The following is a 14204-nucleotide window of genomic DNA, read 5'->3' as shown; positions in this document are numbered from 1 at the left end:
CAATCAGTATCGAGGCATTCGGATGCACAGGCAACGTGTTCGGCAGTTGATCGAAGAGTACGCCACGCGATATCCATCCGAGATGGATACGGTCGAGCGGTTCCGTGACTTCGTGAATCAAAATGCGCGCTGCTTTGAGCGTGACTGCTGGGCCGGGCATGTGACCGGATCGGCATGGGTTGTGGACAGGGCAGGCACCCGTGTGCTGCTTACCCATCACCGCAAACTGGATCGCTGGCTTCAGCTGGGCGGTCACAGCGACGGAGACCCGGATTCATTTGAAGTTGCGCGGCGTGAAGCACAGGAAGAATCCGGCCTGCGCGTCAGTCACGTGTGGGAGTCTGTTTTCGATCTGGACGTGCATCTGATCCCTGCCCGGAAAGCGGATCCGGCGCACCATCACTTCGATCTTCGATTCGCTTTCCGTGCTTCTGATGGCGAAGGATTCAAGGTGTCCGATGAGTCTCACGATCTCGCCTGGGTTCCCATTGTCAGAATCCGGGACTACACCGATGAGCCATCCATGTTGAGAATGGCGGAAAAGTGGCTGAGGGCGCATGCATGAGCGTGGTGTTACCGAAAGTAACACCAACAGTCCGACACCATTACTCTGCGTACGATTGACCTATTGACTCCCTTATATCAATTCCGTTAACTGTTCGGCCTGTCGATCCGGGTTGTGGAGAGAGCGGAATATCCGTCTCGGCCTGGACGTACTGATTGAGTCATATGGAGGGGATTTTCATGCCTACTGCCTTGTCACGCCTTGCGCGTGTGATACCTGCTGCGGTACTTCTCAGCACCGCAACAGGCAGCGTTTTTGCTGCTGAAGAAGGCGGACGACGGATCGAGGAAGTCATCGTAACCGCAGAACGGAAGGAAGCTTCTGTTCAGGATACTTCGATTTCGATCACCGCGTTCACCGACCAGTTTCTCGATGATTTCGGTATCCGGAATCAGGAAGACCTGCAGAACTTTGTGCCTGCAACCACCATTCAGCCCTACGACGCCACCATCCGTGGTGTGGGCCGTAACTTCCGCGCACTCGGCGGTGACCCGGGTGTGTCGACCTACATGAACGGTGTCTACTCAGAAGACCTGTTGACGGCAACGGCCGCCACCTTCTGGGATGTGGAGCGGATCGAAGTGCTGCGCGGCCCCCAGGGCACCCTGTACGGCCGTAACGCCGTCGGCGGCGCAATCAATATCCTTTATAAGGAGCCGACCGAAGAGTTCGAAGGCGCGGTGAAAGGCATTCTGGGTAACTTCGACACCCAGGAAATTTACGGTGCAGTCTCGGGTCCTCTGGTGCCCGGCAAACTGTACGGACGTGCCACCATCGCCGATCGGAATCGCGACGGTACGATCGAAGACATCGGTGGTGGTCCGGATCTGGACAGCCTTGGCACCGATGCAACCTCGCTGCAGTTGAAGTACACGCCAACCGATTATCTGGAATTCAATGCGCGTCATAACTGGATGAAGACCGACCGTGTCTTCGGCGGTGCGGATGCCGCGGGTCTGGTGATGCTGAACGAAAACGGCGTGAATTCCCGCTACACGGACTCGCTGGTGCCCGGCCACCGTCGCATTGATACGGCAAACACGGCACAGGCGAACTATCTGCAGAGCACCTTCTATGACACCAGCCGGCCGATCACCGTTTACAACGATCCGGTAACGGGCGCTCCGGTCAACACACAGCCTGTTCGCGCGGGTGTCGACTACGGCGACTTCGACGGCTTCCCTGTCTATACCTCTTCGCTGGACGGCTTCGGAGTGTCTACTGCGGAAACACTGGCCGAGTACAACGACTGCGTATTCCCGGGCAGCATCTCCGGAGACGACGTCTGCGGTGCCACCAACGGCCACAACTGGGAAGAATTCGAACAGGAAGGCACCCAGTTCACGGCCTCATGGGATGTGAACGAAGATCTGCAACTCAAGTACATCTTCGGTCTGAGCGATCTGTCCTATGAGCGGATCGCCGACGACGACCGTACTGCCAGCCAGGTATTTGACCGTCAGTACTACGTGAACCACGAAGCCACCTACATGTCCCACGAACTCCAGGCGTTCTGGGATATCACCGATACGGTGTCGGTCACTTCGGGTATCTTCTTCTACGATGCCCAGATCAACCAGCGCGGGGACTACTATACTTCTCTGGGTACCGGCCGTATGACTCAGGCATTCCCGGTTGGTTTCCTTCCGCCATCTGCGTTTCCGCAGGTTACGCTGTTCTCTGCGCGCAATAGCTGCACCAATTCCGCGACCCCGGCACCAACCTGTGAGCGGAACTATGCTGTGAACAATACGGCAGAGGATCTCGGGACTGGATTCATTCCGGGTGCAACACGCAACGACAACCTCCAGCTTTCGAACTGGGGCGGCGACGACGGCTCAAACGATGGCATGAACGTGATTCACGGCCCGAATACTGTTGGTTCTGACCTGTTGTATGCCACCAAGACCGAGCGGGATGCCTTCGCCTTCTACACCCAGGGTGTATGGGACATCAACGAAGCTTTCACCCTGACACTGGGTATCCGCTACGCAGAAGACAAAGTCACCGCGGAGGAGAACCTGTGGCGCTACACCGAAAGTACGCTGGGTGGTGCGATACCGACGGCCGGTATCGGTGCGTTCAATGCCTCGTTTGGTGGCATCGTTCCGGATGGCAATGGCGGATACACACCGGTGCAGGATCTGTACGTAAACGGTGGTGTGCCAATTGCCTTATCCGTCTACCGTCCCTTCAAGCGCACGGATGACAAGATCACCTGGCGCGCCAACCTCGACTGGAACATCAACGATTCCGCGATGATGTACTACTCGGTCACGACCGGATACCGCTCCGGTGGCTACAACCTGGTGTTCTTCTCCAACACTCCGACCTACGAGCCGGAAGAGCTGGTGGCCTACGAGATCGGCTACAAGACCCAGTGGCTGGATGACACTCTGCAGGTGAACGGATCCTTCTACTACTACGATTACTCACACATCCACACCACCGCCAGCGAAGTGACTTCTCTGGGTGGCATCACGACTTCCGTACTGGCAGCACCCGGTGCTGACATCTACGGTATTGAAGGTGAAATCACCTGGCTGGCCACCGACCGGATCACCCTGGGTGGTAATTTCAGCTGGACCCCGAGCGAGTACTCGGAAGACTTCTTCATCAAGGATCCCAGCAGCTTCGAGCGGCCCGAGTCGATCTTCGAAGGCCAGGATGAGCTGACCACCAATGTGAAGGGCAACAAGGTCCTGCAGGTTCCGGAAGGCAAGGCAACCGCCTGGGCCAGCTACGCAATGCCGCTCGCCGGTGGTGCCAGTCTGGAACTGTTCGGCACCTACAGCTGGATTTCCGAGGTGTATTACTCCGCGTTCGAAGCAGAGGCTGAGAAAGCCGATGCCTACGATCGGGTCGACCTGCGGGCAACATACACCAGCGGTGGCGGAAACTGGATCGTGTCCGGTTTCGTGAACAACGTCTTCGACGACGTTGGTCTGCTGCAGGTGCTCACCGACGGCGAACAGGAGCAGTTCGCACACAGTGGTACCACCACAGTGCCGAGACTGTACGGTGTGGAATTCACCTACATGATGGGTAACTACTGATCCACACTTCGGCAACTTGAGTTGCCGGCAGTGCGAAAGTGAAAGGGGCGCTCAGTGCGCCCCTTTTCTTTGGCTGAAAAATGCCGTTCGTGCGTGGGTGAACATTCTGTCGGTGTGACTGACGACGCACGCGGGCTTCAGGAATACAGGTGGCAGGCAACCATGCGGGTCTGGGCTGGCGACTCCGCATCTTTCAGCGGAATCAGCACCGGCGTGGTGGCGCGGCACACATCCATCACCTTCGGACACCGTCCGGCAAACCGGCAGCCGGGTTTCACGTTCACCGGGCTGGGGATTTCCCCGCGGATGGTGGTGGAGGCGCGCTTGCGCTCGGATTCCGGATCCGGCTCGGGATTCGAATGCACCAGAATGTCCGTATAGGGATGCTTCGGCCGGAAAAATACGTCGTTGGCCGGACCGACTTCCACCAGGGTGCCGAGATACATCACCGCCATGCGATCGCTGACATAGCGCACCATGGACAGGTCATGTGCGATGAACAGCATCGTCAGTCCCATCGAACGCTTCAGGTCATCGAGCAGGTTCACCACCTGGGCCTGCACTGAGACATCCAGTGCGGAAATGGGTTCGTCGCAGACGATGAATTCCGGCTCCATGATCAGCGCCCGGGCAATGCCGATACGCTGACGCTGGCCGCCGGAAAACTCATGGGGATAGCGGGACATGTGATCCGCGTTGAGTCCCACACGCTCGAGCCAGCTGGCAACCCGCTCGCGGATTTCGACCGCGCTCAACCGGGTGTGCAGTCGCAGACCTTCACCGATGATCTCACCGATGGTCATGCGTGGATTGAGCGAGGAGTAGGGATCCTGAAAGATCATCTGCATGCTGGCGGCATGGCGCTGAAAATCCTGGGGTCGATACTTCCGCGGCAGACGTTCGCCTTTGAAAATCACATCGCCCGAGGTTTTATCGTGCAGGCCGATCAGGGCTTTGCCATAGGTGGACTTGCCCGATCCGCTCTCGCCCACCAGACCGACAATCTCCCGGGGTGCGATCTGCAGACTGACACCGTCGAGCGCGTGCACGGTCTGACCCCGGCCCAGGGGAAAGTGTTTGGTGAGTTCGATGGTTTCGAGCAGCACGTCACTCATGCCAGTGTCTCCGGACCTGGATCTGGACCTGGAGCTGGCGTCGGGTAGTAGAGTTCGGAGACCCTCTGTGGCGCGGATTCATGGTGTAACCAGCAGCGGCTGCTGTGGCGTTCACCGATGGTAAAGGCGCCTGGATCCCGGTTTTCGCAGACCCGCATCGCGTGCGGACATCGCGCGAAGTAACCGCACCCCGCGGGGGGATGAAACAGATCGGGCGGGCTGCCATCGATCGGCTTGAGCACATGATCGCCGGCAGGGTCGTTGCTGGGCATCGCGTGGCGCAGGCCCAGGGTGTAGGGGTGTGCAGAACGGTAGAACACGTCGTCTACCGTGCCGCGCTCGACGATCTGCCCGGCGTACATCACCAGCACCTCGTCTGCCATGCGCGCCACCACACCGAGATCGTGGGTGATCAGCACGATGGCCATGCCCGTCTCCCGCTGCAGATCGCGCAGCAGGTCGAGGATCTGGGCCTGGATGGTCACATCCAGTGCGGTGGTGGGCTCGTCGGCGATGAGGATGGCTGGCCCGCAGGAAATCGCCATGGCGATCATGGCCCGCTGCAGCATGCCGCCGGAAAACTCAAACGGATACTGCTTCGCGCGCTTGGCGGCTTCCGGAATCCGGGTCATTTCCAGGAGCTCCACCGCCCGGGCCAGTGCCCGTTTGCGCGAGTAGCCTTTGTGTACTTCCAGCGGCTCTGCGATCTGGGCACCGATGCTCATGGTCGGGTTGAGTGAGGTCATCGGATCCTGAAAGATCATGCCGATCTCCCGTCCGCGGATGTCCTTGCCGTCGATGGACTTGCGGCCGAGGATGTCTGTGCCACGCAGTCGTGCGCGGCCTTCGGTGATGCGCCCCGGTGGCATGGGGATCAGTCCCATCATGCTCTGCACGGTGACACTCTTGCCGCAGCCGGATTCGCCGACGATGGCGAGGGTTTCCCCCGCCCCGACCCGGAAGCTCACACCGCGCACGGCCTGCACGATGCCGCCATAGGTTGAAAACTCGACCCGCAGATTGTCGACTTCCAGCAGCGGGTTTTTCATCGCTTCACTCATTCTGTAGACCGCATCCGGGCGTCCAGTGCATCCCGCAGACCGTCACCGAGCAGGTTGAAGGCGAGCACGGTGATGCTGATCGCAAGTGCGGGGAAGATCAGTTCATGAGGCGTGGTGAGCATGGTCTTGATGCCTTCGTTGCACATGCTGCCCCAGGAAGGTGTGGGTGGTGCGACGCCCATACCAATGAAAGACAGGAAGGCTTCGGTAAAAATCGCGCTGGGCACTGCAAAGGTGAGGGTAACCAGAATCACGCCCATGGTGTTGGGGATCATGTGCCGCAGCACCAGGTAGCTGCGGCGTGCGCCCAGCAGCCGGGAGGCCCCGATGTAGCCTTCTTCGCGGATCTGCAGGATCTGACCGCGTACCAGCCGGGAGGTGGCAGGCCAGGACAGCAGCACGAGTGCGACCAGCAGTGGCAGGATGCCGGATTCACCCGGCCCGATACCGAAGGCGATCTTGAAGAGAATCATGAAGAGCAGGAAAGGCAGGGCGACCACGAAGTCGGCGAAACGCATGAGCACCGAGTCGAAGCGTCCGCCGATGAAGCCAGCCGCACTGCCGTAGACCACGCCGAAGAGCACGTAGAGGAAGGGCGCGACAATGCCGATGAACAGCGACACCCGGGCGCCATGCATCAGTCGGGCGAGCAGATCGCGTCCCAGATAGTCGGTGCCCAGCGGATGAATGGCGAGGAAGACTTCATCCCCCAGGTTCACCGTCTCGTCGGGAGCGACCAGTCCGGCTTCCCGGGCCTGCTCGAGGGTGATGACCCGCTTCACCTGTACTTCCAGGGTTTCGAAACCGACTTCGGTTCCGCCAGCAGCGTAGGCGATCACCGAGTAGTGATAGGTCCTGGGGGTGAGATCCAGTCTGTCTTCGAAGCGGGTGTTATCCGTCCCGAAGTTTTCCATCAGCGGCAGGCCGAGAGCCCGATCTGTGCCGACCGGGAACAGACTCCGGTAAATGTGATAGCTGGTGGCACCCTGCACCGGCTCCCAGAGCAGCCGCACGCCTTCGTTGGTGGCGGTCTCGGCAAGCCGCAAGCCGGGTGTGTCAGGCAACAGCGATGTACCGTCCCAGGGGCGATGGGGTGCGACGATGCGGGCGCTTCGGTCAGCGCCCGGCGGCAGGCTGATCTGATCCACATCCTGAGCGGCAGGATCCACGCGCCAGAACACCGGGCCGAGAATCGTGAAGGCCAGCAGCCCGCCCACGATATACAGCGACACAAGCGCCCGGGTGTTGGACTTCAATCGACGCCAGGCATCCTGCCAGTAAGACTGGGAAGGTCGCGAGCCGGTGCGCGCACGTTCATCGTGATGCAGGGGCTGAAAATCGGCCGGACCCAGTGTGGTGAGTTCAGACATGCTCAGTCGAGCCTCACCCTGGGATCGATCAGCCCATACAGCAGGTCAACCACGATCACCATGAACACCAGAAAAGCGCCGTAGAACACGGTTGTGCCCATGATCACCGTGTAGTCGAGCTGCTGCACGGCCTGCACGAAGTAGCGGCCGAGGCCGGGAATCGCGAAGACCAGTTCCACCACGAAACCGCCGGTGGTGATGGCCGCAATGGAGGGGCCCAGCACGGTAATCACCGGCAGCACCGCGTTGCGCAACTGGTGCCGGGTGAAAATCCGGGTGGCGGGCAGACCTTTGGCCTTGGCGGTGCGGATGAAATCAGCGCTCACGATTTCCAGCATGGAAGAGCGCATGAGCCGGGTGAGATAGGCCATGGTGCCCAGTCCGAGCACCATGGCAGGCACCAGCATGTGCCAGATGGAGCCCCAGCCCGCCACCGGCAACACCGAATAGCCGAACAGATTGTTCAGATTCACCAGGGTCAGCTGGCTCAGCGCGGCCACCACGAAGCTCGGTACCGAGATGCCGAGAATCACCAGAAACATGATGATGAAGTCCGGCAGCTTGTTGCGGTACAGGGCAGTCAGTGCGCCCCAGAGCACGCCACCGAGCCCGGCGAACACCACGGCGAGGATGCCGAGAATGGCAGAGATGGGGAAATGCTCGCGGATGATGTCATTGACCTGTCGGTTCTTCTGGGTGAAGGAGATACCGAAGTCACCTTTGAGGATGTTGCCCATGTAGATGAGGTACTGCTCGTGGATGGGCTTGTTGAGTCCGTATTTGGCTTCGAGGTTTGCGCGGATCTCGGCGGTGACCGCGCGATCATTCACCAGGGGATCGCCGGGCACGTTGTGCATCGCAAAGAAGGTGGCGGTCGCGATGAACCAGACCGTGATCACCCCCTGCACCAGCCGCTTTACGGAATAACGCCACACGCTTCTAGTTCCCCTTGAAGCGGATGTTGGTGAAGTCCGGGTCCGGGCCCACAGCACGACGCACCAGGCCGCTGATGCCCGGGTGGGTCACATAGACCACGCCGCGCTCGTAGTTGGGCAGGATGACCGCGTCGTCGATCAGAATTTTCTGAATCTCCCCGAAGGCGTCCATCCGGGTGCGGGGGTCCTGTGAGCGCTGGGCGATACGCACCTGGGCATCGAGGGCGGGATTGTTGTAGCGACCGCGATTGTTCATGTTCCAGGAGGAGAAGAGATCGCCGAAGGTGAGCGGATCGTCGTAGTCGGGTCCCCAGCCGGCGAGCACCAGGTCGAAGTCGCCGGCCAGCATCTTGGCGAGACGCTGCTTGAAGATCTGTTTGTCGATCTTCAGCTCGATGCCGAGGTGTTTGCGGAACACCTGCTGGTAGTACTCGGCCTGTATGTTGGAGACCGGGTTGTCGCCGGAGAGCAGCACCAGGGGGGGAATTGCTTTCAATCCCAGTTCCGCTTTGGCCAGTTCCAGATGCCGGCGGGCGGCAGCAGGGTCAAAGGCGGGCTGGGACGCCGGATACTCTTCCCGGAAGAATCCGTTCACGCCTTTGAGCCAGACCGGAAACAGGGTTTCACCCGGCAGATAGCCGGGCAGTTTGGTGACCTTGTAGACAAGCTCGGCGGAATCGTTTGCCAGTTGCATGGCCCGGCGCAGATTGTGATTACCGGTGAGGCGGCCCTCGCGATGGTTGAACTCGATATAGAACACCCCGCCATCCATGAAGCGGTTGATTTGCCAGCGCTGCACCATGGCTTCATTGAGGTTTTCCGCGAGCAGGGTCGCATAGGCGATCTTGCCGTCTTTGAAGAGATTCAGGGTCGCGTTGGCGTCGGAGGTGATGTAGGCAAAGTCCAGGGTCTGGACCGTGGAGCGGTCCGGATTCCAGTAGTGGGGATTGCGCTCCATCCGCAGACTGGCGCCGTGCACCCAGCGGGATATCGAGTAGGGGCCGTTGTAGAGCAGGGTGTCTGCGTCCGCACCATAGGCGCCGTTGGTCGAGCGGAAGAAGTCTTCCCGGATGGGATAGTAGGTGGAGAAGGCGGCCAGTTTTTCGAAGTAGGCGATTGGCTGCTCGAAGGTAACAGACAGGGTGCGGTCGTCGACGGCCACCGCGCCCAGCGCCTCAAGGGGCAACTCACCGTTATTGATGGCTTCGCCGTTTTTGAGCGGGTACAGAATGTAGGCGTATTCCGACGCAGTTTTCGGATCCACCGCCAGCCGCCATGCAAACACGAAATCATGGGCGGTAACGGGCTTCCCGTCGCTCCATTTCGCGTTTTCCCTCAGCCAGAAAGTGGCACCTCCGGCGGTGATCTCCCAGCGTTCGGCAACCCCGGGGGCGAGCTGATTGTTTTCGTCGTGGCGCAGCAGACCCTCGATCACATGGCCGAGCACCATGCCGCTGACCTGATCGGTGGCACGGGAACTGTCCAGCTGAGGTGGCTCTTCGCGGAGGAAGGCGGTTACCGTGGACGTGCGCGGGTCGGCGGCATCCGCATTGCCCGAAGCGCTGCCGGTAAGGCTCGATGCCCAGGACAGACCCAGCATGAGCAATGCGATACCACCGATGGCGAGCGCGGCGAACAGCAGCAGCTGGCGGCCGGCGGCTCTATTGAAAGCGTCTTCCGAGACTGCCGGATCTGCTCCGGGACTTGTCGCCACTACTGGACGACCCTGAGCAGATTGCCGACGATGCGCTCCAGGTGCATCAGGCTGTTGCACTCTTCCACCTGGTGACAGTAGGCGCCGTATTTGCGCATTTCCGAATCGCCCACGTTCCAGGAAGTTCGAGCCTCCGGATTGAGCCAGATCAGGCGCTTACAGCGGTCGTAGATCTCCTTCATGATCTCTGTACGCGCTTCACCGTAGTTGTTGCGCGCATCTCCCAGAATGATCACGGTGGTGCGGTTGTCCACCTGATCCAGACACTGCTTTTTGAAATCGGACAGGGCTTGACCATAGTCGGTGGAGCCTCCCGCATAGTCGCGCAGGGTTTTGGCGATGGCGTCTTCGAGCTTGTTGCGATCGAAGAGTTCGGTGACTTCGGCCAGGTCCGAGCTGAAAGCGAAAGAGCGGACCTTGGGCATTACTTCTTCGAGGCTGTAGAGAAACATCAGCATGAAGCGCGCGTAGTTGGCCACAGATCCCGAAACGTCGCAGATTGCAAAAACCTTGGGCCGGTCGATCTTCACCGATTTCCAGTGCAGATTGAAGATCGCGCCGTCGTAGCTCATGTTGTGGCGCAGGGTGCGGGAGATGTTGAGCGCGCCGCGCTTGAATACCTTTTTACGCCGGGAGTGCATGGTGGTGAGCTTCTTCGCCATGCGGAAAACGATTTCCTGGACCAGGCGGAAGTTACGCTGCTCGATGTTGGAGAGCTTCACCTTGCGCAGCAGCTCTTCTCTGAGGCGTTTGCCACCGGCATCCGCATGCAGCATGAACTGCTGCTCCACGTAATCCCGGACCTGCTCCCGCAACCAGTCGCGGCGCCGGCGCAGCTCCTGGGAGAGGCGTCGGTCGGCGATCGCGCGGCTGTCCCGGGTGTCGCTGATTTCGCGGTTGAGTTCGCCCAGTCCCATCTCTTCCATGATGCGACGGGTAAAAAGCCCCTTCTGGGTGAAGACCTGGATTTCCTGGAGATCGACCGCCTCGCCTGCGGCGGACATGGCCACGGTCAGTTCGACCCGGGAATTCTGCATCAGCAGCTGGCCCAGGGGCGAAGTCGCTTCACTGGTTTTACCTGGGCCGAGATCGGGTTCCTCTTCCTCTTCGCCGATGGCGCCTTTCTTTTTCTTCGACTTGCCTTTGCCCTTGGGCCCTTTGCTGCGCTGTTCTTCACCACCGGCGCCGCCACCTTCGCCCTCGCCGCCCCCTTCACCGTCTTCCTCTTCCCCTTCGCCGTCCCGGGATCCGTCACCCCGGGCGCCGCGCACGTCCTTGAAGCTGAAGAACTGGTCGAAGCAGTTCTCGAAGGCCTCTTTTTCGTCCTGGGTTTTCGGCAGCACAAGGGACAGGGAGCGTTTCAGAAAGGCCCGGTCCTCGTAACCGACCAGCTCCACCGCATTGAAGGCATCGAGAGTTTCGGCTGTGGAAACCCTGACTTCGGCGTTGCGCAGTGCCCGGATGAAGCTGGTGAGGGTGCGATCCACGCAGACAGCCCGCTACTTGAGTGCCTTGCTGGTCAGAGTGCTGATCTCCGCATCCACGTTCTCGATGTCTTCCTGGAACTTCAGGATCACATTCAGCGTGTCGCGCACGAGCTGAGGGTCGAGGGTTTCGCTGTGCAGCAGCAGCAGGGTGCGGGCCCAGTCGATGGTTTCAGAGATCGCGGGCACCTTTTTCAGATCCAGCTCGCGCAGCTGCTGGATGAAGGACACCAGCTGGCGCCGCAACTCCGGGGGAATCTCCGGAACCCGGGCGTGAATGATGCGCTGCTCGAGTTCCTGATCCGGGAACGGGATGTACAGGTGCAGGCAGCGGCGCTTCAGGGCGTCCGAAATCTCCCGCGTGTTGTTGCTGGTGAGAAACACGATGGGCGGGGCGGTTACTGCCTTCACCGTGCCGATTTCGGGGATAGATACCTGGAAGTCCGAAAGCATTTCCAGCAGCAGGGACTCAAATTCGTGGTCCGACTTGTCCACTTCATCGATGAGGAGCACACAGCCGCCTTCGGTCTTCAGGGCTTTCAGCAGCGGGCGGGGCTCGAGAAATTCCTCGGAGAAGAAGATGTCGCCGAACTCGTGCAGCCGACCCACGGACTCGGCGAAACCCTTCGCACCCTGCAGCACTTCGTCCAGGGTCTCCTTGAGGACCTGGGTGTAGAGGAGCTGCTTGCCGTATTTCCATTCGTAGATGGCTTTGGACTCATCCAGGCCTTCGTAGCACTGCAGGCGGATCAGGGGCAGTTCGAACATCTCCGCCGTGGTCTTGGCGAGCTCGGTTTTACCGACGCCCGGTGGACCTTCGATGAGCACCGGCTTGCGCAGGTGATAGGCAAGGTACACGGCAGTGGCGATCTGATCGCTGCAGATGTAGCGGTGATCGTCGAAATCCGCCTTCAGCGCAGCGACGGATTCGGTGATTTTGGCGATATCGACTTTCTTTTCTGCCACTTAAATGATTCCCCGATCTTCGGCCCGGACTGGGCGCAAAACGCAGTATTATCGCTGCGGTGCAGCATGATGTACACCAAAGGGCCTGGTCGGGGGATCGGGCGGAAAAGCCGCCTGAAGGAGGGAGCTATCAGATGAAGACAGTCAATGAATCCGGGGTGCGCGGCGGGAAACTGCTCTCAGTCCTGCTGGCAGCCTCGCAGACAGTTGCGCTGACGGTAGTCTGCTGGGCGCTTTCCGGGCCCGTTGCAGCGGCACAGAGCGGCGCGCAGATCATCCATGCCGGCCGGCTCATCGACGTGAGCGGGCAACGGGTGCTGCCGGAGCGCTCGATCATCGTCGTCGACGGGCGGATCCAGGCGGTGGAGGCCGGCTACCGACCGGGTGAGCGGGTGATCGATCTGACCGCGTCGACCGTCATGCCGGGCTGGCTCGACATGCACGTGCACATCGCCAGCGAGCAGAGCCCGAACCGGCAGATCGAAGCCTTCACCCTGAATCCCGCCGATCATGCCTACCGCAGTGTGGTGTACGCCGAACGCACCCTGCTGGCGGGATTCACGACGGTCAGGGACCTGGGCACCAGCCACGGCATTGCCCAGTCGCTGCGCCGTGCCGTAGCGGAGGGTCTGGTGGTCGGCCCGCGCATTTTCACGGCGGGCAAGGGCATTGCGACCAGTGGCGGACATGGCGATCCGAGCAACGGCCGCAACCAGGAACTCGAATTCGATCCGGGACCGGCTGCCGGGGTGATCAATTCGCCGGACGAAGCCTACAAGGCGGTCCGTTCGCGCTATCAGGAAGGCTCGGATCTCATCAAGATCACCGCGACGGGCGGTGTGCTCAGTCAGGCGAAAAGCGGGGAAAACCCCCAGTTCACGATCGCCGAGATCGAAGCCATGGTGGCCGCGGCCAGGGATTACGGATTCAAGGTGGCGGCCCACGCCCACGGCGCAGAAGGCATGCGGCGTGCGGTACTGGGCGGAGTCGATTCGATCGAACATGGTACCTACATGACCCCGGAGATCATGAAACTCATGAAGCAGCGGGGCACCTGGTATGTGCCTACGATCATTGCGGGCCGATTCGTGGCAGAGAAGTCAGAGGTCCCCGGCTACTTTTCCGACTTCGTGCGACCCAAGGCCGCCGCCATCGGTCCGCTCATTCAGGACACCTTTGCCCGGGCCTACGCGGCCGGGGTGCCGATCGCTTTCGGCACAGATACCGGCGTCTCACCCCACGGCGACAACTGGAAGGAGTTCACCTACATGATCGAAGCGGGCATGCCGGCCATGGCTGCCATAGTCAGCGCCACGGTCAATGCGGCGGAACTGCTCGGGCAGTCGGATACGCTGGGCAGTATCGATACCGGGAAGTACGCGGACATCATTGCTGTGCCGGGCGATCCGCTGAGTGACCCTGCGGAGTTTGGCCGGGTGCACTTCGTGATGAAGGAAGGGGTCGTGTATCGGCAGGATGGGATCTGACGTCGCGGTGTCACCAATTCACCTGGGCGTTTAGCGTTGGGAGTTCGGAAATGGGTTGATCAGGGCGTGGGCGAGGAGGGGTAATCCCGGGCCTCGCTCGGCAGCTCCGCTGTGCCCTCGTTTAGCGATTTGCCCCGCGGGAAGCCCGCAAGTCAAATAGCCGCACTCGGCCTCGCTACACGGCCCGGGATTGCCCCTCCTCGCCCCCGCTCTCTCACTGTTTCCGAGTTCCCAGGCTGTGCGCCTCGATAGAACTCAGGGCAGGTCGTGCAGCTCGATCTGCATTTTCTGAGCTAAACACGAATCACGCATGGTGTTGCTGTTCCGCTCTGACTGTCCCGTCTTGGATCCATCGTGAAGCTGGGGGGAGATAGGGGGTGTGTCGGACCGTGGAGCGAGGCCGAGCGCGGCGGATTGACTCGTGTTCCTGCGCGAGGCAACTCCGCCAATC

The 14204-nt window shown here is 60.5% G+C and carries 10 protein-coding genes; 3 read left to right on the top strand and 7 right to left on the bottom strand.

Annotation, left to right across the window (positions count from 1 at the left end):
• Positions 1 to 22 precede the first annotated feature (22 nt).
• Positions 23 to 565, top strand: a complete 543-nt coding sequence (locus R3E82_13385) for an NUDIX hydrolase (GenBank protein MEZ5551881.1) — start codon at positions 23 to 25, stop codon at positions 563 to 565.
• A 179-nt stretch (positions 566 to 744) separates the two neighbouring features.
• Positions 745 to 3621, top strand: coding sequence for a TonB-dependent receptor (locus R3E82_13380; protein MEZ5551880.1), 2877 nt, complete (start codon positions 745 to 747; stop codon positions 3619 to 3621).
• A gap of 137 nt (positions 3622 to 3758) precedes the next feature.
• Here the strand turns inward: R3E82_13380 and R3E82_13375 are convergent, their stop codons facing one another.
• Genes R3E82_13375 through R3E82_13345 form a run of 7 tightly spaced genes read right to left on the bottom strand, consistent with a single transcriptional unit; the run spans position 3759 to position 12266 of the window.
• On the bottom strand, positions 3759 to 4736 hold the full coding sequence (locus tag R3E82_13375) for an ABC transporter ATP-binding protein (protein MEZ5551879.1): 978 nt from the start codon (positions 4734 to 4736) through the stop codon (positions 3759 to 3761).
• A complete protein-coding gene (locus R3E82_13370; protein MEZ5551878.1) occupies positions 4733 to 5785 on the bottom strand; it encodes an ABC transporter ATP-binding protein in 1053 nt (350 codons plus the stop codon). Before R3E82_13370 ends, R3E82_13375 begins: the two co-directional genes overlap by 4 nt.
• An 8-nt stretch (positions 5786 to 5793) precedes the next feature.
• Complete coding sequence (locus R3E82_13365; protein MEZ5551877.1) at positions 5794 to 7167, bottom strand: ABC transporter permease; 1374 nt, start codon at positions 7165 to 7167, stop codon at positions 5794 to 5796.
• A 2-nt stretch (positions 7168 to 7169) separates the two neighbouring features.
• Positions 7170 to 8102, bottom strand: a complete 933-nt coding sequence (locus tag R3E82_13360) for an ABC transporter permease (GenBank protein MEZ5551876.1) — start codon at positions 8100 to 8102, stop codon at positions 7170 to 7172.
• A 4-nt stretch (positions 8103 to 8106) separates the two neighbouring features.
• Positions 8107 to 9816, bottom strand: a complete 1710-nt coding sequence (locus R3E82_13355; protein ID MEZ5551875.1) for a peptide ABC transporter substrate-binding protein — start codon at positions 9814 to 9816, stop codon at positions 8107 to 8109.
• On the bottom strand, positions 9816 to 11303 hold the full coding sequence (locus R3E82_13350) for a VWA domain-containing protein (GenBank protein ID MEZ5551874.1): 1488 nt from the start codon (positions 11301 to 11303) through the stop codon (positions 9816 to 9818). The genes R3E82_13355 and R3E82_13350 overlap by 1 nt, the downstream gene beginning before the upstream one ends.
• Before the next feature lie 12 nt (positions 11304 to 11315).
• Positions 11316 to 12266 carry a MoxR family ATPase gene (locus R3E82_13345; GenBank protein MEZ5551873.1) on the bottom strand — a complete coding sequence of 317 codons (951 nt, stop codon included), beginning with the start codon at positions 12264 to 12266 and terminating at the stop codon, positions 11316 to 11318.
• Positions 12267 to 12400: 134 nt separating this feature from the next.
• On the opposite strand from R3E82_13345, the gene R3E82_13340 reads away from it, so the two are divergent.
• Complete coding sequence (locus R3E82_13340; GenBank protein MEZ5551872.1) at positions 12401 to 13753, top strand: amidohydrolase family protein; 1353 nt, start codon at positions 12401 to 12403, stop codon at positions 13751 to 13753.
• Positions 13754 to 14204: the final 451 nt, after the last annotated feature.

It is taken from the genome of Pseudomonadales bacterium (assembly GCA_041395945.1).
Taxonomy (GTDB): Bacteria; Pseudomonadota; Gammaproteobacteria; order Pseudomonadales; family Azotimanducaceae; genus SZUA-309.
The sequence above is the reverse complement of the archived record's forward strand: the minus strand, read 5'-3'. Positions and strand labels throughout refer to the sequence as shown.

What these genes read in the sequence shown, in the direction of transcription:
- R3E82_13340 (MEZ5551872.1), top strand. Translation starts at nt 12,401, where the DNA reads ATGAAGACAGTCAATGAATCCGGGGTGCGCGGCGGGAAACTGCTCTCA.
- R3E82_13375 (MEZ5551879.1), bottom strand. Translation starts at nt 4,736, where the DNA reads ATGAGTGACGTGCTGCTCGAAACCATCGAACTCACCAAACACTTTCCC.
- R3E82_13380 (MEZ5551880.1), top strand. Translation starts at nt 745, where the DNA reads ATGCCTACTGCCTTGTCACGCCTTGCGCGTGTGATACCTGCTGCGGTA.
- R3E82_13385 (MEZ5551881.1), top strand. Translation starts at nt 23, where the DNA reads ATGCACAGGCAACGTGTTCGGCAGTTGATCGAAGAGTACGCCACGCGA.
- R3E82_13365 (MEZ5551877.1), bottom strand. Translation starts at nt 7,167, where the DNA reads ATGTCTGAACTCACCACACTGGGTCCGGCCGATTTTCAGCCCCTGCAT.
- R3E82_13370 (MEZ5551878.1), bottom strand. Translation starts at nt 5,785, where the DNA reads ATGAAAAACCCGCTGCTGGAAGTCGACAATCTGCGGGTCGAGTTTTCA.